Below are 20849 nucleotides of genomic sequence, written 5' to 3'. Positions count from 1 at the left end.
ATATTGTTGGCATAAAAGCCCTGATAAAATGGGCAAAACAGCTATTATCTTACTTTCTTGAATTAATGGAGCTCTTAGGGTTGAAATTAGCCAAAATAAGAACTTGGTTTCTGTCAGAAAATAAAAGCAATATCAATTTTTATGTATCCTTAAAACAGCTATATTTAACACTTATTTGAGCAGTTTGTTGAGTTTTTAGACAGACTGCCGTTATTACTGATTTCTTTGCGTTTGGGCATAAAATCGCTCCATAGTTTTCCAGTTAGATCCCTAGTAATACTTGTTTTAATTCGTGTTCCAACTAATTTTCTTTCTTCAATATATTCTATTCTTACTTCCATTTTTAGAATTTTGCTTCGCTATTTTTTTCGGTGGTTGATTCAAAACTAGCATTTGCTGTGGTTTACATTTTGTTTTTTGGTTTTCTGATGAAGAAAAATAAAGCGATTCCTATACCAATCGCCAATAAAGATATACCAAGAATTGGGCGAAAAACAATCCATGCAATAGCTATGGTGATAAAGGAAAGTGCGAACGATAGTAAACCTGTAAATAAGGACAAACCAAAATTTAAAATAGTACCTAAAAATGGTACAACATCAGCTAAAACTACCAAAGGTTTAACTATTAACGATAATCCTGCAAATAGCAGTAAGAAACCTAGTAATTTTAGTAACCAAGTTACTATTGTATTACTTTTTTGAGCCGCATTAAACATGCTTTCAGCCGATTGTATGCCTTTAGAAATTATCTGAATACTAGTGCCGGTACTTGTAGAATATGGTTCAAATGTATTCCCTATTTGTTGAGATATAATACTATATTCATCGCCCGATTTAACTATTTCAAACCAAACTTTTACATCTCCTACTTGTGGAGATGAAGAGCTTCCCTTGCCAATAAATATTTTTTTAATGAGGTTGGTATTTGTGCCAATGTTTGCGTTTCCTTCGTTAGTAATGCGTGCGTTGGGATATTTTATGGAATCAACCGAATTTATTGAAAAGGGCACATAGCTATTCATACTTGCTAATAAGTAGCTAGATATATTAAATTCACCCATGCTTGCTTTAGAAACAGTTTGAGTATATTCAGAGTAAGGAAAGCTTGTTGGATTCGAGTGTCCTTCGGTATGTTTAAAATCATTTGATTTAATTATCGATTCTTCCCATTCTTTTACGTAATTATAAACTGTTGTGGTTTTTTCACTACCGCCAAGTTCTTTTTCTTTTTCCTGATCCTTTTTTTCTATCCATTGATACATTTCCACTTTACGTTGCAGTTTTAATGCATTTACATTTACATTAAATTCTTCATCTTTAAGTGTTTCTTTACTGAGAATATTTCCTGTAATATGGACAAGTTTTCCACTGTTTTCATTCCTAAATTCCTGCGAATTAATTGAAATTACTTGAGAAGCGCCTTCCGTTAATCCTTTAGCTGTATCTACAGCACGTTCTTCGTTTAACCACAATACTACAAAAGCTACAATAAAAAGTACAATTCCAAATAGAATAGACTTAATTGATCCCATAATTCTTGAGCCCCAACCTTCTGTTGTTACTTCGGTAAATGAATCTCGATTTTCCACTTTGAATTATTTATAATTAATAAAAATTGATCGGAAATGATTATTCGTTAATTAATTTGTATTCATTCTTTATTATCCTTCAAATACTTAACAAATGCAGTACTTATCAACAAATTAAGCGTATTGAGCAAAGAAAATAAACAAGAAAATACATTCATTAAACTTACATATTATTTTATTACAAGAAGCTGTTGCAGTAAAATTAAGAAAGAATTTAAATTGGCGAAATGTAAAGCTTATTCTACTTATTGAGCTATAGTTATTCCTGTTAAGCTTTTTTTTATTACGAAACATAAGTTCAAATTAACTAGTTGAAATCAAGCCAACAGATTGTTTCGAAATGTTTTCGTTTGCTAACGATCAATGGACTTAAAATTCTGGTGCGAATACTAATTTTCGAACGCTGCTATCGCGTAATTAATGCTTGTATTTCCAAGAATTTCAGAATTATTCTTCTATATTTGTTGGGAATTTTTTGAAACATATCATTTTTATTTTATTAGCCCGTTTTCGATAAAACAAATCAATGAAATTAAGGCAATGATAGAATATAGAGAGTGTCCATACACTCTAATACTGTTGTGATTACTCAAATGCAGACAGTATATTTAATTTGTATCAAGACACTTTATTATTCCTCATAATAAAGCGTAACATATTGTTTTTACCCTAAAACTAATGTAAATAATGAAACCAAACATTTATTTAAATTTAACGCCCGAAGCTTTAATTGCCTCCATGCTTTCGCCAGAAGAGTTTGGAAGCTATATGGCTGTTGGGATTAAAAAACGTACGCGTGGTCAGGTAATTTTTCTCGAGGTAGATGGTGATGCTATCGAGGATATTCTTCCTCTGGAATACATTAATGAAAGATGCATTCCTCAGGAAGGCGGACGACCTAAAAGTTCAGTATATCTTTCTATTTACCGGGTATTGGAAAGTATTCCGGTTTCGGCTTTAAAAAGTTTATATCTGACTACAGATGATGGTCGAACCATGGAAATAAAAAAAGGAGATTATCCTGGCGATATTAAATCCAGTGCACATTTGTATCAGGAGCTTTGTCCGGTAACGCCAAGAATTATTAGTAAGTTGGCTCCTGCGCAATTTATTGATTATATGACCAAAGGAACAGAAAAAGTTAGTGTTCCAAAATTGGCGTTTGTAGAATTGCAATTGAATGGATTAACAGAGGATTTTGAAAATTCACCTGCGCATAATCTACCTTATCCTAATATAGATCATTTAAGAGATTGTTTAAAGATTCTTAATGAAGAACCTGGTAAAACTCAAAAAACGATTGTGCGTTTCTTTTCTAGGGAGCTTCTTTTTAGAACCATTAAAAACGGTTTTTTTATTGGTGACAATAAGGAGATGGTTTATTATCCTTTTCCTTCGGAAGAAGAGTTGAATGATAAGAATTATGCATGGTGGAGATCAGCCAAGTCAATCGGATTTAATTAAAAAAATACAAATAAAAAATTTTTATTAGAATGCAAAACATAGATAATATTTTTTGGTTTATTCCATTTAGTTCTTTAATTGCTTTAGGATTTGCCTTTCATTTTTTTAAACAGGTAATGAAAGAAAGTGAAGGTACTGATAAAATGATAAAAGTAGCTTCTCACGTTCGAAAGGGAGCAATGGCATACTTAAAGCAACAATATAAAGTAGTAGGTATCTTTTTCCTGATTATTGTAATTCTGTTTTCGGTATTGGCATATGGTTTTAATTTACAAAACGAATGGGTTCCCGGAGCTTTTTTAACGGGAGGATTTTTCTCAGCATTAGCTGGTTTCTTTGGTATGAAAACAGCAACTTATGCGTCAGCCAGAACCGCAAATGCAGCACGGACTTCTCTTAATATGGCGCTTCGTGTAGCGTTTCGAAGTGGAGCTGTTATGGGATTGGTTGTAGTTGGACTTGGATTATTCGATATCTCGGCTTGGTTTATTGTTCTTAATTACTTTGTTGATGAGCCAACGGTGGCTGAAAAAATGATGATTATCACTACTACCATGTTAACTTTTGGTATGGGAGCGTCAGCACAGGCTTTATTTGCTAGAGTAGGTGGTGGAATTTTCACAAAAGCAGCTGATGTTGGTGGCGATCTTGTAGGAAAAGTAGAAGCAGGTATTCCTGAAGATGATCCTAGAAATCCGGCAACAATTGCTGATAATGTAGGCGATAATGTAGGCGATGTGGCTGGAATGGGAGCCGATTTATATGAATCGTACTGTGGTTCTATATTAGCTACAGCAGCTTTGGGTGCTGCTGCTTTTATGAAAGATGCCGATTCTCAGATGAAAGCAATTTTAGCTCCGATGCTGATTGCTGCAGTGGGAATTATTCTTTCAATTATCGGAATTTATATGGTGAAAGCTAAAGAGGGTGCTACTCAACGACAATTACTGAAATCTTTGTCGAGAGGAACAAACATCAGCTCTGCATTAATTATTGTATTTTCATGGATTATTCTTTATGTTCTCGAATTGGATAATATTTGGGGAATTTGGGGTGCCATTGTTACAGGATTGATTACAGGAATAATAATTGGACGTGCAACCGAATATTACACTTCGGAAGAGTACAGACCAACACAAAAAATTGCTGAAAGTTCGAATACTGGCGCAGCAACCGTAATTATTTCGGGATTAGGAATGGGGATGATTTCTACTGCGATTCCTGTTATGGCTGTTGTTGCAGGTATTATATTTTCCTTTTTATTTGCATCCGAGTTTGATGTTAATAATATGAGTATTGGTTTGTATGGTATTGGAATTGCTGCTGTGGGAATGCTTTCTACTTTAGGAATTACTTTAGCTACTGATGCTTATGGTCCTATTGCCGATAATGCAGGTGGAAATGCTGAAATGTGCGAACTCGGACCTGAAGTAAGAAAACGTACCGATTCTCTTGATTCATTGGGTAATACAACAGCAGCAACCGGTAAAGGTTTTGCTATTGGTTCTGCAGCATTAACTGCTTTAGCTTTATTGGCATCTTATATTGAGGAACTTAAGATTGGAATTATTCGTTTGCTCCAAACTGCCGAAAATTATTCTTTCCCTAATGGAAAGGTTGTGTTTTCTGCAAGTGAAGTGAGTGCAATTAGCTTAACAGATTTCATGAACTTTTTTAAAGTTAACTTAATGAATCCAACCGTATTAATTGGAATTTTTATTGGTTCGATGATGGCATTTGTATTTTGTGGACTAACCATGAATGCAGTTGGTCGTGCCGCAGGAGCAATGGTGGATGAAGTAAGAAGACAATTTCGTGAAATACCAGGTATCCTAAGCGGAAAAAATGAACCTGATTATGCAAATTGCGTTGCTATTTCGACGAAAGGAGCTCAAAAAGAAATGATGTTGCCTTCTATTTTGGCAATTACTGTTCCGATTGCTGTCGGTTTAATATTTGGTGTTGCTGGTACTATGGGACTACTTGTTGGTGGTTTAGGTGCTGGTTTTGTTTTGGCCGTGTTTATGGCTAATTCAGGAGGAGCTTGGGATAATGCCAAAAAATATGTGGAAGCCGGCCATTTAGGAGGTAAAGGTTCTGCGGCTCATAAAGCAACTGTAATTGGCGATACTGTTGGAGATCCATTTAAAGATACTTCGGGACCAAGTCTTAATATCTTAATTAAATTGATGAGTATGGTTGCAATTGTAATGTCGGGTGTAACCGTTGCCTATAGTCTGCTATAAAATAAACTTATTGCAGTAAAATTTTAATGGGGTTAAGCAGTTTGCTTAACCCCATTTTTACGTTTTGGATATCGATGAAAATTTTGCTTGCTAGTTTTTCGCTTTAAATTTAAAGGTTATTTAGGTTTTAGCTGTATTGCTAAACCCGAATATTTATGTTTAAATTCTATTACTGGAAGAAATTACAACTCTTGTTCTATTCTGTACCAAGGCTTGATGGCGTGAATGCTATGGGATGGAAACGGTATTGTAATTGGTGCTCATTTTTGAAGCTACAATACTAATTATTAATAACTGCAATGCATGAAATAACATAAGAGGCAAGAGAATAATACCAATGGAAGCCAGGTTTCCAAATATGATTTTAGAAAATACAGTTCCGTGGACCAATGATTTTTTTGTTCCACAAAATTGAGCTGTAATTTGGTCTTCGGTATTGAATGCCATTCCTTTAGCTAAGAATCCTGTGGAAAAGAACATTATACAAAACAATAGCGAAACGGCACAAAAGAGTAGTAGTAAATCTAAAAGAGATACTGAACTGAATATGTTCTCCTCAAAAGAGGATGCAAAACTTTTGTAGATGATCAGTAAAATAATAGACTTATCGAATAATGTTAAGTGTTTATTGTGTTTTTGAGCAAATTCTCCCCAAAAGCGTTGTAAAAGAATTCCTAGTAGTACCGGCAAAATTATTTGCACAATAAGTTTTACATAGATATCGATAAAATTAAAATCCGCTTGGGCATTCTGAACAAATAAGCCCATCCACAAGGGAGTAAGAACAACACCAATAATTCCAGAAATACTAGCATTAAAAATGGCAGCTGGAATATTTCCCTTTGCAATAGAAACCATTACTACCGACGACGATACTGTGGATGGAAGCGCTGCCAAGAAAAAAAACGCCAACCAGATGATTTCTTGCTCTTCATTTTGAATGAATGGTCGAAAAATTAAAATTAACAAAGGAAAAATGAAAAAGGTGGAGGTTTGTATTAGTAGATGCAATTTCCAGTTTTTGATTCCTGCTTTTAGTTTTGTGGGACTCAATTTAAGTCCGTAAAAAAAGAATATAAGCGAAATTCCTATTGCGCTAATTGTGTCGATAGGCATTTTACTTCCAGGTGTTCCCCAACCTGGGAAAAAATAAGCGATGCTAATTACTGCTGCAATAGATAAAACAAATTTATCAATCTTTATTTTCATAGATATTTTACTGCTTGTGATATGTTAACTAATAATTTTAAAAATTTATAGTGGTCGCACCAATCTTTCTTCGATGACCAAATCGTGTTTCCTTTATCAGGTGGATGGAAACAAAGCGAACAAAATTACATGTTATTTTGTTGTAGTAAGTTGGCGATATAAAATAAAGAAAGAATTTAAATAGGGAAGAGGTAAGCATAATTTTAATAGTGCTATTTCCTTTGCTAATACTAATTACTTGTCCAATAATCGATAACAAAAATAGCATCTAATAGTGGATTAGCTTTTTTCTGTGCAATTAAATGAGTTTTGTGAAATACATAAATTTCACGGGCATTTTCGTCGTTAAAAGTTAAGGTAAAGCAATAATTAAATCCATTGCTAAGACCTTCTGTACTGTTGTTTAGTCCCCATTCCAATTCTTTTATTGCGGGGATTTCATTTTTCAGGTTTTCAAAGCTGGCAATAACTTCATCAATCTTTTCCTGGCTAGCATCCTTTTTAAATTTAAAACTAACCACATGTCTTAATACTTTTCCAGAAGTACTGGAGTCTTTCCTACCAAGTTTGTAGGCAACTATTTTTCTAAAGCCCCATTCAATAGAACCAGCAACGAGAAAATAATCATCATTAATTTTAAGAGATTTTAAACCATAATAAATAGGAAAACCAGTTTCTAAATAATTTATGGGGCTTAGTATGCCTTGCTCATTCAGTTTACACAACTGAATACTGGCATCATCTCGTGTACCTACAGCTAAAATAGCTTCCTTATCGTTTACCGAAACAATTTCGATTCTTGTTTGTCCTTGTAGCTTTGTATTCTCATTGTCTTTTAACACAGAATGCGGAGTGAGCTCTCCTTTTTTATTCACCTTAAAAACACTTACCGCATCGCCATGATAAACAAAATCTGTTTTTTTAATAAAACCTCCTCTTGCATAGTATTTATGATGTCTGTGACCAACAATCACATAATGATTATCTCCTAATTTAACTCCTGTTACTGGATATGCACCGGTTAAGAATCGATCCGTATCATTATCATCAATATTATTGATATTTTTAAACTTTCCATTTTCGTAAACTCTAAAACTACTGATGCCATTATCCTGAAATCCACCTGTAAATAAGAAGGTTTTTCCATCTATTTTATGAACAAACATTCCTATTATGCCATCGGTATGTACTTTGTCATCATCTTTCATCGATTGAACATGGGTGAGTTTTCCATCATCTTCAATTTTAAAGCAACTTAAGCCTGGTTTTTCTTCCAAGCCTCCCGCAAATAAATACGAGGCATTGTTCATATGAACAACTTGTAATGTAATACCAATGCCAATATAAATTTCTTCGGTATCGTGTATCATAAATACTTGTTCCAGAGCTCCATCATCCATTATTTTATAAACCTCTATGGCATCACCATATTTGTTTGCTACAAATAAATAGTCAGTTCCATTGATGTTGTCTGCAACCATTCCTCTGGCTGGACCTTTCTTTTTGTATTGTTCTTGTTTTTCAATATGGCCTAATTTTCCTTGAGCATTAATACTAAAAACATCAATATCTCCTGCACCTCCGGCATATACGTAATGCTTTCCATTTTTTGTATAACTGGTTATGGAAACGGTATTATCTCCCGAAACGTTCTTAAAGTCTGTCCTGTAAAGCGTAAGATTATCGGAAACTTGAGAGAAGCATAGGTTTGAAAAGAGTAAAAGTCCTATAAGAATATAATTTTTTATGTTTTTTGCGGGATAAATTTTAACTGTTTATTTAATTGTTAGCCGTAACATTCAGCTATTTATGCAGACCTATAAATAACAATAAAGGTCCGAATATACGACTGATGAACCTTTAGTAGTAGGTTTAAAGGATTGTAAATTATCCTACTGCATTGCGTGTTTTTATTCTGCTTTATGCAAAGATAAAGAAAACTTGAGACACTACCTTTTCCTGATTCGCTCACTACCGACATTTTATCGCCGAGTATTTCTACAATTTCATTTTCAGAAGTGTAGTGTCACACTTTAAGAAAAGAACTATTATGCGAGCTTTAAATAGCTATTAAGTTACAACTTACAAAAGTTAGTGCGAGTTTTCAACTTGTGCTTTGCGAATGCAGTCAAAACAATCCGATACTTAAGTTTTCAGGTTTTGTACTTTCTACATTGTATCAAAACTCAAGTTTTCAGGTTTTGTACTTTCAACATTGTGTCAAAACTCAAGTTTTCAGGATTTGTACTTTCTACATTGTGTCAAAACTCAAGTTTTCGAGCTTTCACTAAATAGTCACGGTTAAAAACTCAAGTTTTTATACTTTCCTTACATGGGTATCAGATTTTTTTTAAATACTAGTTACAAGTGCATGTAATGTTTTGTGTATATCTTAAAACCATTTTCTTTTTTTAAAATAAATTAGCATCCCAACAGCCAATACAATCATTACTATCCACATAATAAAATAACTGTGCTCGTAATGAAGTTCTGGCACTACATCGAAATTGGTACCATATATACCAGCAATAAAGGTAAGTGGAATAAAAATAACCGAGAAAATGGTTAAAAATTTCATAATATCATTCAACTTGCTGCTTATTGTGGTATGGTAAATATTCAACTGATCCGATAAAATTTCACGGTAGCTGTCCGACGATTCTGTGGCCTGATTAATATTATCTTGCAGCTCTTTAAAATGAATGTCGGTAGAATCGGCTATTAGTTCCGATTCCATTTTCGAGAGGTTAAGAATCATTTCTCGGGCAGGTTTAATATTTTTTCGTAAAAAGTTCAATTCCCGTTTGTAGGTATTAATATCATCAATTACCGATTCTTTTGGCTCCTGCAGCAGGTTTTCTTCCAAAGTCTCAATTTTCTCGCCCAACTCGCTAATAATATAAATGTAGTTATCGATAACAATATCCAGCAATGCAAAAGCAAGGTAATCGGTGCCCGAATGGCGTATTCGTTTCTTTTGTTTTCTTATTCGTTCGCGAACAGGCTCAAATACATCTCCTTTTTTTTCCTGAAAAGTAATTAGTACATGTTCTGTTAAAATTAAGCTTAAATTTTCTACCTGAATTAAGCTGGTTTTCTCATCGTGACGCAACATTTTTATCGAAATAAAAATACAATTGTCGTACTCCTGCACTTTAGGCCTTGCATCGGTATTCATTACATCGGCCATAATAAGTTGCTCTAAATGAAAGCCTTTTACTATTTCCCGCATAATGTCGGTATTATGAATTCCATCAATATTAAACCAGGTAACGGTTTCTTTTTCCTGATATTTTAAGACTTCACTAACTGTTTTTACCGCATTTTCTTCCAAGTTGTTGGCATCAAAATCGATAATTCGTAACAATACATTATCAATTTTTTGTTCTCCTCTAAAAAATAATTCATCGGGAGAAATTCCTATTTCGTTTTTCGATTTTTTTATAAATCTGGCCATATTCATGCGTTTGTAATTGTTTAGATTCCTTTTAATAGTCGCCCCAAAATATCGGCTCCAGTTATAATTCGTTTATTATCTTCGAGCCAAAAAAGCACAATATCCTTTTCCAAAGCACTATCCGAGTTAATGTTCATTAATTCCGATCCAAATTAAAATATCATTCATAGGTAAAAAGGCATTTCGTGCATTTAAATTACTTTGGTAATTTATACATCTTGTTAAAATAGAATTTCAAGGAATGTAAGCGCTTTTGCGAAAATGTTTTGTATTGACTAGGGAATGTAGGTATTTTTTTTATTTTTTGGAGTATTTCTATTCGCCGATCAGTGTTTTCTGTTTTGGTAAAATATGCTTATAGATACAAGCTTGCTTATCGAAAAAAACTTTTGCTGCCATCTTTAGGCTAAGTATCAATAAAAAAAGCAGTAAGTTTCCCCGAAAGGGTAGCTTACTGCTTTAGTTGGATAAAAAAAAGGAATATCTAGTCTAAAATTTCTTCAATGGTGATATAATCTCCAACGCGTCCGGTCATTTTTTCTGCATCGGTATTTACCGGAAGAGTTCTTTTTCCTGGTCTCCATCCTGCAGGACAAACTTCACCGGTTTTGGTAGCATGTTGCCATGCCTGAACCTGACGTAAAAATTCATTTACATTTCTACCTACCGAGTCAGCCTGAACTTCCTGAGCTACACAAATACCATCAGGATTGAATAAAAAACGACCACGAAGTGCAACTCCTTCTTCTTCAATTAGTATTCCAAAAGCACGACTTACCTCTTGGTTACCATCTGCACCAATGGTTAATCTTAATCCTTTAAGAATTGGTTCTGTTTCAACAAATCTTTTGTGCGAAAATTTAGTATCCACCGATACGGCAAGAATTTCTGTGTTTAATGCTTGAAATTCATCGTATTTTGCATTCATAGCTGCAATCTCTGTTGGACAAACAAAAGTGAAATCGGCAGGGTAGAAGCAAATTACTGCCCATTTGCCTTTATAATCTTCGCTTGAAACTGTTGTGAAATGTCCGGTTGCAGAATTGTATGCATCCATTGTAAAATTAGGCATTTCTTGTCTTACCATTGTTGAGCTCATAGTTTTTTCCTCTTTAATTTGTTGATTATTACCTTCTGAATTTTCTACTTGTACTTTTTTTCTGGGTTTTAAACCTGTATCACATCCCATAGTTTAGTCTCCTATTAATTAATTGTTTATATCTCTTTTTTTGATATTGTAAAGATATTTATTAAAAATTGGAAATGAGAATATTCTCGATTGAAAATGTATATTATCTGATAGGGAAAATCTATAAGTAGCTTACAAATAGAAAAAACAGTTTACTTTTGGTTTGCAATTTTTTGCAAAATATCGTGTTGTAGACCACAAAAAAAACAGCAGGCTTTCTCGAGAAAACCTGCTGTTTATTGTTGATCTGCCAAATAAATGGGATAAAATCTGACCGGACTACAAATTGATAAACCACTATCAAAAACCATCCTACTGATGCAATCCGGCCAAAATCTAATGTTCTATTCGTTTATTTACTTACGATTCCAACCACCGCCTAACGAAAGGTATAATTCTACTACAGCATTTAGCTGTTGAAACTTGGTGTCGATGGTATTAATTTCCGACGAAAGCGCATTGCTGCGTGCTGTTAATACCTCTAAGTAGGTTGTGTTTTGATAGCCACTATTCAGCAGTTCTTCCGAATATTCTACTGCTTTTGTTAAGGCTTCCAATTCCATTTTCTGGATTTCGTATTTTTGTTGTTCCGATTGGTAGCTATACAAAGCATCCGATACTTCTTTGCCTGCCTGCAACATCGCTTTTTGAAAGCTGTAACGTGCTTCGGCTTGTTGTGCTTTGGCTACCTCGTATTTGGTTCTAATGCTACGCTTGTTAAAAATAGGTTGCGTTAAATTTCCAATCACATTACTAAACAATGAAGAGCTACTAAACCAATCGTCAAAATCGATACTTTCTAATCCTGCACTGGCACTAATACTCAAACTAGGGTAGAAGTTACTTTTTGCAACATTAGTTAACTCAAAAGCATTTCTAAAACCATATTCGGCTACCATTACATCTGGTCGATTTCTTAGCAATTGAGCCGGAAAACCCGTTTGCAATTCAATTTCAATTTTTTGTTCATCTAGTTTAGAACGAACTATATCACCTGCATTTTCACCCAATATCAAAGAAATTGTATTTTCTAAAAGATTTACATTTTCTTCTAAATTTAGGAGAAGTATTTGTGTGCTATACAATTGTGCTTCGGTTTGCTTTACAGCTGCTCCGGTTACCTGGCCAGCTTCTTTCAAGCTTTTCATAGTCTCTAAACTTTCGGTACGATTGGTTACGGTTCGTTTTGCAACCTCTACCTGAGCATCTAAAGCAACTAATTGATAGTAAGCCGAGGCTAAATTAGCAACCAAAGCACTTTCAACTGCTCGTCGCGACGCTTCGCTTTGCAAATAACCAGCTTCGCTGGCTCTTTTATTGCTTCTAATTTTTCCCCAGATATCTGCCTCCCACGAAACAGTACCGGTTAATTGGTAGTTTTCGTAGTTATAACCATTTCCTCCGGCCGAAATACCCGTTAAACTGTTGTCCGATAATTCATAATTGCCTCCATTTGCACCTATGTTTAAGCTTGGTGCATAACCCATTTTACCTTGTTTGTAATAGGCTAATGCGGCATTAACTCGCTCTACTGCCATTAAGTAATCCAAGTTCTTATCTAAAGCTTTATGGATTAATGTTTGCAGCTTGGAATCGGTAAATAATTCTTCCCAAGGCATATTGGCTAAAGTAGCCGAATCGTTGGTGCTAATATTGCGATACTGATCTGCAATTTCTATTTCGGGTTGCTGGTATTTTTTAGCAACAAAACAGGATTGAAGACTGAAAGCAACTATTACCAGACTAAGTATTATATATTTTTTCTTCATCATTTCCATCTATTTATTCTGCTGTATCCAATTCTTCACTTTCCTCTTTTGGAGCTCCGCTGATTTTTTCCTGAATAGACTGGAAAATTACAAAGAAGGCAGGTATTACAAACACGCCAAATAAAGTTCCAATTAACATTCCTCCAACTGCTCCGGTACCAATAGAACGGTTACCAACTGCGCCAGCACCACTTGCAATCATTAAGGGTACAATTCCCAGAATAAAAGCGAAAGAAGTCATCAAAATCGGACGTAAACGTGCTTTTGCTCCCTCTACTGCAGCTGTCACTAATTCCATTCCATGACGACGACGTTGTAAGGCAAATTCTACAATCAGAATCGCATTTTTTGCCAACAATCCAATTAACATGATTAGTGCCACCTGAAAGTAAATATTATTTTCCAAGCCAATCATCTTCACAAAAAAGATAGCTCCAAATATTCCAATAGGTAAGGAAAGGATGATGGAGAAAGGCAGAATGTAACTCTCGTATTGCGCTGCAAGAAGGAAATACACAAAAATCAAACTTAGTGCAAATACTAAAATGGCTTGATTACCGGCTTTTTGTTCCTCACGGGTCATCCCCGAAAATTCATATCCATAGCTGGCAGGTAAAGTTTCCGCTACAACTTCTTGAATTGCTTTAATCGCATCACCAGTACTGTAACCAGGATTCACATTTCCATTGATAGTTGCCGAGTTAAACAAATTGAATCGATTTACAACATCAGGACCATTTACTTTGGTCATACTTACAAACTGACTTACCGAAACTAATTCGTTTTGTGCATTTCTTACAAATACATTGTTCATCGACTCTATGGTCTCACGATCTTCAGGTGATGCTTGAATCATCACACGATATTGTTTTCCAAATCGGTTAAAATCTGCTGCATACCAGCTTCCGTAATAGCCTTGGAGAGTAGTAAATAAAGCACTAACAGATATTCCTGCTTCTTTTACTTTCTCCACGTTTACTTCCATCTCGTATTGAGGGAATCCGGTGTTGAAAGAGGTAATCGCATACTTAATTTCAGGTCGTTGATTCAAAGCACCTAAGAATTGATTACTTTTTTCCATTAAATCGCTAAACTCTCCGTTTGATTTATCTTGTAAACGCATTTCAAAACCATCCGAGTTTCCATATCCTCGAACTGTTGGAGGTGCAAAGAAAAGAATTCGGGCTTCGTTAATTCCTGCTGTTTGTCCGAATAATTGTCCAATAATTGCATTTACTTTCTGATGATCTTCTTTTCGTTGATTCCACTCTTTTAACTTGATTACCGCAAAGGCTTTTGATCCACCTCGGGTACCACTCATTAAACTAAAACCAACAACAAACATTTTATCCTGAACCACATCCAGTTGATTAATCACTGCTTCTACTTTATTTGCTACTTCGCCAGTTCGCTCTAAAGTACTTCCCGGAGGTAAGCTAATATCACAGAAAATAATTCCCTGATCTTCATTCGGAATAAATCCGGTAGGAGTGGTTTTAAAGAACCATCCTGCCATAAGAATGAATACAACCAGAATAACTCCTGTTAGCCATTTTTTACTGATTAGGAATCGAACCGAATTGGTATAACGATTGGTAATTGCATCAAAACCTGTATTAAAAGAAGTGTAAAAACGACTGGCCAATCCTTTTTTATGCTCTTCACTCGGATTGTGAGGCTTTAATAAAAGTGCACACAATGCCGGGCTTAAGGTTAAAGCGTTAATTGCAGATATTACAATTGCTACAGCAAGGGTAATTGCAAATTGTTGATAGAATGCTCCTGTTGGACCCTTCAAAAAAGAAACCGGAATAAATACTGCCGACATTACCAAAGTAATGGAAATAATTGCTCCTGTAATTTCGCTCATAGCCGATATAGTAGCTTTCTTAGCACTCTTCGCACCATTGTCGAGCTTGGCATGAACCGCTTCCACAACCACAATGGCATCATCAACAACAATACCAATGGCCAGTACTAAAGCAAACAGGGTAAGCATGTTAATCGAAAATCCAAACAAATTTAGAAAGAAAAAAGTACCGATAATTGCAACTGGAACTGCTATGGCTGGTATCAAAGTAGATCTAAAATCCTGTAGGAATAGAAAAACAACCAAAAATACCAAAAGAAAGGCTTCAATAAGGGTGGTAAGTACCTTACTAATGGATGCCTCAAGAAAGTCGTTGGTGTTAAAGGGAATCACATAATCAATACCTTTTGGGAAATCCTTTTTTGCAACTTCCAAAGTGCGTTCTATTTCTTTAATAATTTCCTGAGCATTGGAGCCTGATGTTTGATAAATTGCAATTGCAGTAGAGGCATGACCGTTGGTAATATTGTTGGTTGCATAACTAAAGGCACCTAATTCAATTTTTGCAACATCTTTTAAACGAAGAAAATCCGAGTTTCCTTCCGAACGAAGAATGATATTTTCGTATTCGGTGGTAGAAGATAACTTTCCCTTGTAACGAATTACATATTCGAATGACTGGGAGGAATTTTCTCCAAATTTTCCTGGAGATGCTTCCAGGTTTTGCTCATTCAATGCATTTGTAACATCTTGTGGTGTGATACCATAAGCCGCCATTTTTTCTGGTTTTAACCAGATTCTCATAGAGTAATCGCGAGATCCAAAAACACTTGCATCACCAACTCCATTAATCCTCTTCACCATGGGAATTAGGTTGATACGAGCATAGTTCTCCACAAATGTGGCATCGAAATCTTTATTCTCTGTTAAAAGAGAGAAGAACATTAATACACTATTTTGCACTTTTGTGGTGGTAACACCCGATTGAATTACCTGCTGTGGTAACTTGCTGTTTACGGTAGCTACCCGGTTTTGAACGTTTACCGCAGCAATATCGGCATTGGTTCCTAATTCAAAGTAAACACTAATAGTTGCTGTTCCATCATTACTTGAGGTGGATGACATGTAAGTCATGTTTTCCACACCGTTAACGGCTTCTTCAATGGGCACAACAACACTTTTCAATAAGGTTTCCGCATTGGCACCAGGGTAGGTTGCCGAGATTTGCACGGTGGGAGGTGCAATCTCCGGAAACTGCTCTCTTGGTAAAGAGGTGAGTCCTAAAACTCCCAAAATTACGATGAGTATGGATATTACGGTCGATAATACCGGCCGTTCAATAAATCTTCTAAACATGGATTTTTTGTGTTAAATAATCAATTTAATGGAGTTTATTTTTTAGAAAATGCAGCGTTTCCTTCTGGAGTGTGTTTTTCACTTACCGGCTGAATTTGCATGCCTTCGCGTAGTTTAATTAATCCTTCAACCACAAATGATTGTCCTTCGTTTAATCCGTTTTCTACGATAAAATTTTGATCGATGGACTCGCTAATAAAAACTTCTTTCGATAAGACTTTGTTTTCTTTATCAACCACATAAACAAATTTCTTTCCTTGCAATTCAAAAGTTGCTTTTTGAGGAACCAATATGGCCTCGTTAAGCATAGATGGTAATTTTACCTGACCACTAATACCACTTCGAAGCAAGTTGTTAGGATTTGGAAAAATAGCACGGTAACTAATACTTCCAGTTCTTGGATTTACCATTCCGTTAATCGTTTCAATTTTACCTTTTTGATCGTAAGTGGATCCATCGGCAAGAATTAATTCAACTGCTGGCAATTCCTTAATTTTACTAGCAATACTATTTCCATTCAACTCTCGGTTAAATTGAAGCAACTGCTTTTCGTTTAAGGTAAAATAAGCATAAACATTACTGATATTAGATACAGTAGTAAGTGGTTTGGCTTCCGAACGACCAACAAGACTACCAATTCGGTAAGGAATGCTTCCAACAATACCGTCAACCGGACTTTTAATAAAAGTGTAATCTAAATTTTCCTTTGCGTTCATGTAGTTTGCCTGAGCTGCATTTAATTGCGCTTTGGTGGCATTTAAACTACTTTCAGCTGTTTGTAACTGAACTTCACTAATAATGTTTTTTTGTACAAGAGGTTTTATTTTATCAACTTCTACTTGAGCGGCTACTACCTGAGCTTTTGCTACTTCAACATTCGCGCTAGCTGCATTTACTTGCTGATTTAAGGTTTCTGAACTAAGTTTAAATAAAAGTTGTCCTTTTTTAACTTCTGTACCTTCGTCAATGTAAATTTTATCGACAAATCCATCCACTTTTGGGCGAATTTCAATATTTTGTTCTCCTTCAATATTTGCAGCATACTGGTTGTAAATGGTAACATTTCCTTTTTCTGCTGTTTGTACAGGAAATGGCATTGGCCCTTTAGCCATTTGTTGCTGAGACGAATCCTTACAAGATGTTAAACCAAGTAGGATAATGGCAATACTTGCTAAGATGTAATTCCTTTTCATGATGTGAATAATTGTATTATTTGTGTTAATTAGTTTCTTTAGTTCTGAATTAATCGAAACTGCTAACAATTACAGTTCTGAATAATTTTTTTCGTATAAATAATTGTTTGCAAAATGTTTAATTAGGTATTCATTGGGCATTTCACCCTTATCTGGTCGCGAAGCTGTTCCAACAATCGAATGGTATTGGATAAGTAGTCTAAATAGGGGCTTTTCTGGTCAGAGCAACATAGTCCGTCTTCCTCTTCAAGGATATCATTGACTAATTTTTTGTATTGTAATATTTGTTCTACCAGAATAAATTCGGTTTTAAAATTTTCTATCTTTTCTTCAATTCTAGAAATAAATCCATCGGGGGATAAGCTGTAATATTTTTTTCGATCACCAGGTCTTGTATAAAATACAATCATATTCGATTTGGTGAGATTATGAAGATTTGTAGAAATTGTACTCTTACTAGCTCCCAAAAAATGGACTAAATCATCAAAAGTTGCCCCGTTTTCTTTGTTTATAAAAAGAGTAGCAAAAATTCTGGCACCAATAGGAGATAATTTTTCTTGTCCCTCCATAAATAGTCCAAATTTTTCAACTAAAAGCTTTTTTTCCTCTTCTAATTCTTTGCTATTTTTCATTTTTTTAATTTTAACTGGCACAAATATACCATTAGTTCGGTTTGTTCCAAACTAAAAAATGTTAAAATTGTTAAAGGAATGCTACACAATCGATAGCGGAAGATTATTTCCAGTAAAAAAGCTACTTTTTTAAAAAAGTATTGATGAGATTCATAAAGTTTTGTCGGTACATTAATCCGATAGGAATCTTAAAATCGTTAATTTCAATTTGATTTCCTTCAATCGATTCGATTAGTTCTAATGATATGATAAAGGATTTATGAACTCGCGGAAATTGCTTGGGAGGTAGTAATTCCTCCATTTTTTTTATGGTTAATTTACTAACGATGGTTTTTGTAAGGGTATGAATTTTAATGTAATCGCCCAATCCTTCGATGTATTTAATATCGTTAAAGTTGAGCTTAATTGTTTTTTTATCGGCTTTAATAAAAATGAAATTTGGCTTTGTTTGGTTTGGTGTCTCGGTATGTACGGTAAATTGTTGATTTTTTGCTTGTATTTTTTCTTCTACTTTAGATATTGCTTTAATAAAGCGAGGAAAAGGAATGGGTTTATGTAGGTAATCAATTACATCCAATTCGTAAGCATCCACTGCATATTCCCGATAGGCGGTAGTAATTACCACCAAAGGAGCATTTGTTAAGCTCTCCAGAAAATTTAAACCACTTAATTTGGGCATATTGATATCTAAAAACATAACATCAATTTGGTTGTTTCGCAGGGATTCCATTGCTTCTAGTGCATTCTTACACGATTTTACCAAATTAATATGTGGTAAATCCTGAATGTATTTTTCCAAAACTTTTCTGGCGTGAATTTCATCGTCCACAATAATGCAATTAATTATCATACAAATAAGCTTAAGTGTGTGCTGTACTGATTTTCGCTTTGGGAGATTTTAAATAAGTGGCGATTTGGAAATAGCAATTCTAGTCGTTTTTTTACATTTTCGATTCCTAAACCATTAAAATTGTTTTGACTAAGTTTTTCTGTTTTGGTATCCAAAGGGTTACTAATATCCAGTTCTATAGTCTTTTCGGATATTAGTAAACGAATATTAATTTCCGAAGTTTCTCGTTCAGACGATATTCCGTGTTTAAAAGCATTCTCTATTAAAGGGATGAACAGAAGAGGCGGAATTTTGTGTCCAAGGTCTTCCCCTTCAATATTCAAAGTAATTTTAGCTACATCTTCCACGCGAATGGCTTCCAATTCAATATAGTTCTTAATAAAATGTATTTCTTTTTCCAAACGCACCTCTTCATCTTTGCACTCATAAAGCATATAACTAAGTAGTTGCGATAGTTTTAATATCGTTTCTGGTGTTTTCTCAGAGTCATATAAACTCATCGAATAAATATTGTTTAAGGTATTGAATAGAAAATGAGGATTTACTTGAGCCTTCAGAATGCTTAATTCTGCAGCTAATTGTTCCTGAGAATTTTCAGTGTATCTGAGGTTTTCATCTTTTAATGCAATCCATTCTTTCACAAAATGAAAGAGGGAACTCGATAAAACAAAAATATTTGTTTTAAAGGTATTCATCATTACAATTTTCCATGGATTTAAGGAGGCGAAGCGGGTGAATTCTGATTCTGGAAAGTGAAACAGAATGATACTGAGAGTCGAGATTGTAAATACCTCTATAAGGATGATACTTGCAATGTATTTTGAGTATTTTCCTGTATTCCAAAATTTAGGAATCAGAATACGAAGGTTAAAGTAAACCAAGAAAACAATGAAAAATAATTGAGTTCCTTCCTGTAATAGCTCCGTGTATAGGCGCTCTGTTTCCAAATCCATAAAACGCCCCAATTCCATTAGCAAGAATACTCCCCAAAAGGAGAGGTGCTGTATCCATCTAATCGAAAAAAAATGATGTAATCTGTCTTTTAAATTCATGCTATTCCTGTTTAAGTAGCAAAAAAACAAAAAATACTTGTCTCCTCTATAAAATTATCGATGAAATGAAGAAAAGTAACTGTAAACAGCACTCATTTTGTGGGGAATCAGCCTCGCAGTTGCATTTGTTGTTAATACCATTGAAAGTGACTTGTTGGTCGATAAAATTTAGATTCTTTGCGCGTTTATAATAGTATTGTGGTCGATTCTAAAAACTATAAAATCATGTTAAAAAGAAAAAGTATCCTTTTAGGAGTATTAGTCATTGTTGCTTGTTTTGGTATCACATTCTTTTTTGCGAGTATGAAGGAAGCTCCCAAAGAAAGAGAGGCTGTTTTAAAAGAGATTATTGTTCCAGTTCAAAGCATTAAAAACGAGAAAATCAGTTTAGAACTTTCGGTTGTAGGAAAATTAGAAGCGAGAGATAAGGTGGAGGTCTATTCCGAAGTAACAGGTATTTTAATGGCTTCATCTAAACAATTTTTAGAAGGAGTGAAATTCAATAAAGGAGAGAAGCTTATTGCCATTCAAGATGATAAGTATCGAGCCGAAGTGTACTCTCAACGAAGTAATTTTATGACGGAAATTGCTAGCATTTTGCCAGATTTAAAATTTGATTATCCGGAGAGTTATTCTGCTTGGGAAAAATATTTACAACAATTCAATGTGGAAAATCAATTGGCTCCAATTCCTATTGCACAAAACGATAAGGAAAAATATTACTTGGCAGGTAAAAATATTTATACCGAATACTACAACATTAAAAGTTTGGAAAAACAATTAGAGAAATATATCATTTTGGCTCCTTTTACTGGTGAAGTAATCGAGTCGGATATAAAACCTGGCACTTTGGTAATGACTGGTCAGAAATTGGGCGAGTTTGTGAATACAAATGCCTACGATCTGAACTGCACCCCAAAAGTTGGACACAACATTTGGGGTGTTTTTTATGGAAAAGAAAAAGAGAAACAAATTTAGTATTGATGATCGCGAACGTGCAGTACTGAAAGTATTAAATGAAGGACGATCTT

Annotated in this window: 14 protein-coding genes; 3 read left to right on the top strand and 11 right to left on the bottom strand. The window is 34.6% G+C overall.

From position 1 onward, the window contains the following. Positions 1-403: 403 nt before the first annotated feature. Positions 404-1591: a TMEM43 family protein gene (locus tag BZG02_RS20270; protein WP_101263576.1), complete on the bottom strand. Its 1188-nt coding sequence runs from the start codon at positions 1589-1591 to the stop codon at positions 404-406. Positions 1592-2278: 687 nt separating this feature from the next. Here BZG02_RS20270 and BZG02_RS20265 point away from each other — a divergent pair. Both BZG02_RS20265 and BZG02_RS20260 read left to right on the top strand, forming a co-directional pair. Beyond that, positions 2279-3055 (top strand): hypothetical protein, encoded by a 777-nt coding sequence (locus tag BZG02_RS20265; RefSeq protein ID WP_101263575.1) that lies wholly within the window; start codon positions 2279-2281, stop codon positions 3053-3055. 29 nt (positions 3056-3084) lie between these two features. Further along, on the top strand, positions 3085-5301 hold the full coding sequence (locus tag BZG02_RS20260; protein ID WP_218972317.1) for a sodium-translocating pyrophosphatase: 2217 nt from the start codon (positions 3085-3087) through the stop codon (positions 5299-5301). 228 nt (positions 5302-5529) lie between these two features. On the opposite strand, the gene BZG02_RS20255 is transcribed toward BZG02_RS20260, so the two are convergent. The 10 genes from BZG02_RS20255 to BZG02_RS20210 form a co-directional block, all read right to left on the bottom strand. Beyond that, positions 5530-6510: a bile acid:sodium symporter family protein gene (locus tag BZG02_RS20255; protein WP_101263574.1), complete on the bottom strand. Its 981-nt coding sequence runs from the start codon at positions 6508-6510 to the stop codon at positions 5530-5532. Positions 6511-6740: 230 nt separating this feature from the next. Next, positions 6741-7991, bottom strand: coding sequence for a Dabb family protein (locus BZG02_RS20250; RefSeq protein WP_218972316.1), 1251 nt, complete (start codon positions 7989-7991; stop codon positions 6741-6743). Between the two features lie 911 nt (positions 7992-8902). Further along, entirely contained in the window at positions 8903-9967 is a 1065-nt protein-coding gene (gene corA, locus BZG02_RS20245) for a magnesium/cobalt transporter CorA (RefSeq protein ID WP_101263572.1), read from the bottom strand. A 484-nt stretch (positions 9968-10451) separates the two neighbouring features. After that, the gene (locus tag BZG02_RS20240) at positions 10452-11066 is read right to left on the bottom strand and encodes a peroxiredoxin (protein ID WP_218972315.1); all 615 of its coding nucleotides are present in this window, start codon (positions 11064-11066) and stop codon (positions 10452-10454) included. 446 nt (positions 11067-11512) lie between these two features. Then, complete coding sequence (locus BZG02_RS20235; protein WP_218972314.1) at positions 11513-12928, bottom strand: TolC family protein; 1416 nt, start codon at positions 12926-12928, stop codon at positions 11513-11515. A gap of 10 nt (positions 12929-12938) precedes the next feature. Beyond that, positions 12939-16091 carry an efflux RND transporter permease subunit gene (locus BZG02_RS20230; RefSeq protein WP_101263570.1) on the bottom strand — a complete coding sequence of 1051 codons (3153 nt, stop codon included), beginning with the start codon at positions 16089-16091 and terminating at the stop codon, positions 12939-12941. A gap of 35 nt (positions 16092-16126) precedes the next feature. Next, entirely contained in the window at positions 16127-17284 is a 1158-nt protein-coding gene (locus BZG02_RS20225) for an efflux RND transporter periplasmic adaptor subunit (RefSeq protein WP_101263569.1), read from the bottom strand. Between the two features lie 122 nt (positions 17285-17406). Further along, complete coding sequence (locus BZG02_RS20220; RefSeq protein ID WP_101263568.1) at positions 17407-17916, bottom strand: GbsR/MarR family transcriptional regulator; 510 nt, start codon at positions 17914-17916, stop codon at positions 17407-17409. Positions 17917-18037: 121 nt separating this feature from the next. Then, positions 18038-18766 (bottom strand): LytR/AlgR family response regulator transcription factor, encoded by a 729-nt coding sequence (locus BZG02_RS20215; RefSeq protein ID WP_101263567.1) that lies wholly within the window; start codon positions 18764-18766, stop codon positions 18038-18040. Next, positions 18763-19818: a sensor histidine kinase gene (locus BZG02_RS20210; RefSeq protein ID WP_101263566.1), complete on the bottom strand. Its 1056-nt coding sequence runs from the start codon at positions 19816-19818 to the stop codon at positions 18763-18765. Before BZG02_RS20210 ends, BZG02_RS20215 begins: the two co-directional genes overlap by 4 nt. 225 nt (positions 19819-20043) lie before the next feature. Here BZG02_RS20210 and BZG02_RS20205 point away from each other — a divergent pair, with 225 nt between their 5' ends. Beyond that, positions 20044-20796, top strand: a complete 753-nt coding sequence (locus BZG02_RS20205; protein ID WP_101263565.1) for an efflux RND transporter periplasmic adaptor subunit — start codon at positions 20044-20046, stop codon at positions 20794-20796. The last annotated feature ends 53 nt before the right edge of the window (positions 20797-20849 follow it).

Source organism: Labilibaculum filiforme, from assembly GCF_002843315.1.
Lineage (GTDB): Bacteria > Bacteroidota > Bacteroidia > Bacteroidales > Marinifilaceae > Labilibaculum > Labilibaculum filiforme.
This window is presented reverse-complemented; position numbering and strand designations above follow the sequence as displayed.

Excerpts from the sequence above, each read along its gene's own strand:
- BZG02_RS20255 (WP_101263574.1), bottom strand. The coding sequence starts at position 6,510 with ATGAAAATAAAGATTGATAAATTTGTTTTATCTATTGCAGCAGTAATT.
- BZG02_RS20210 (WP_101263566.1), bottom strand. The coding sequence starts at position 19,818 with ATGAATTTAAAAGACAGATTACATCATTTTTTTTCGATTAGATGGATA.
- BZG02_RS20250 (WP_218972316.1), bottom strand. The coding sequence starts at position 7,991 with ATGGTTGCAGACAACATCAATGGAACTGACTATTTATTTGTAGCAAAC.
- BZG02_RS20230 (WP_101263570.1), bottom strand. The coding sequence starts at position 16,091 with ATGTTTAGAAGATTTATTGAACGGCCGGTATTATCGACCGTAATATCC.
- BZG02_RS20235 (WP_218972314.1), bottom strand. The coding sequence starts at position 12,928 with ATGATGAAGAAAAAATATATAATACTTAGTCTGGTAATAGTTGCTTTC.
- corA (WP_101263572.1), bottom strand. The coding sequence starts at position 9,967 with ATGGCCAGATTTATAAAAAAATCGAAAAACGAAATAGGAATTTCTCCC.
- BZG02_RS20260 (WP_218972317.1), top strand. The coding sequence starts at position 3,085 with ATGCAAAACATAGATAATATTTTTTGGTTTATTCCATTTAGTTCTTTA.
- BZG02_RS20240 (WP_218972315.1), bottom strand. The coding sequence starts at position 11,066 with ATGAGCTCAACAATGGTAAGACAAGAAATGCCTAATTTTACAATGGAT.
- BZG02_RS20215 (WP_101263567.1), bottom strand. The coding sequence starts at position 18,766 with ATGATAATTAATTGCATTATTGTGGACGATGAAATTCACGCCAGAAAA.
- BZG02_RS20225 (WP_101263569.1), bottom strand. The coding sequence starts at position 17,284 with ATGAAAAGGAATTACATCTTAGCAAGTATTGCCATTATCCTACTTGGT.
- BZG02_RS20205 (WP_101263565.1), top strand. The coding sequence starts at position 20,044 with ATGTTAAAAAGAAAAAGTATCCTTTTAGGAGTATTAGTCATTGTTGCT.
- BZG02_RS20220 (WP_101263568.1), bottom strand. The coding sequence starts at position 17,916 with ATGAAAAATAGCAAAGAATTAGAAGAGGAAAAAAAGCTTTTAGTTGAA.
- BZG02_RS20265 (WP_101263575.1), top strand. The coding sequence starts at position 2,279 with ATGAAACCAAACATTTATTTAAATTTAACGCCCGAAGCTTTAATTGCC.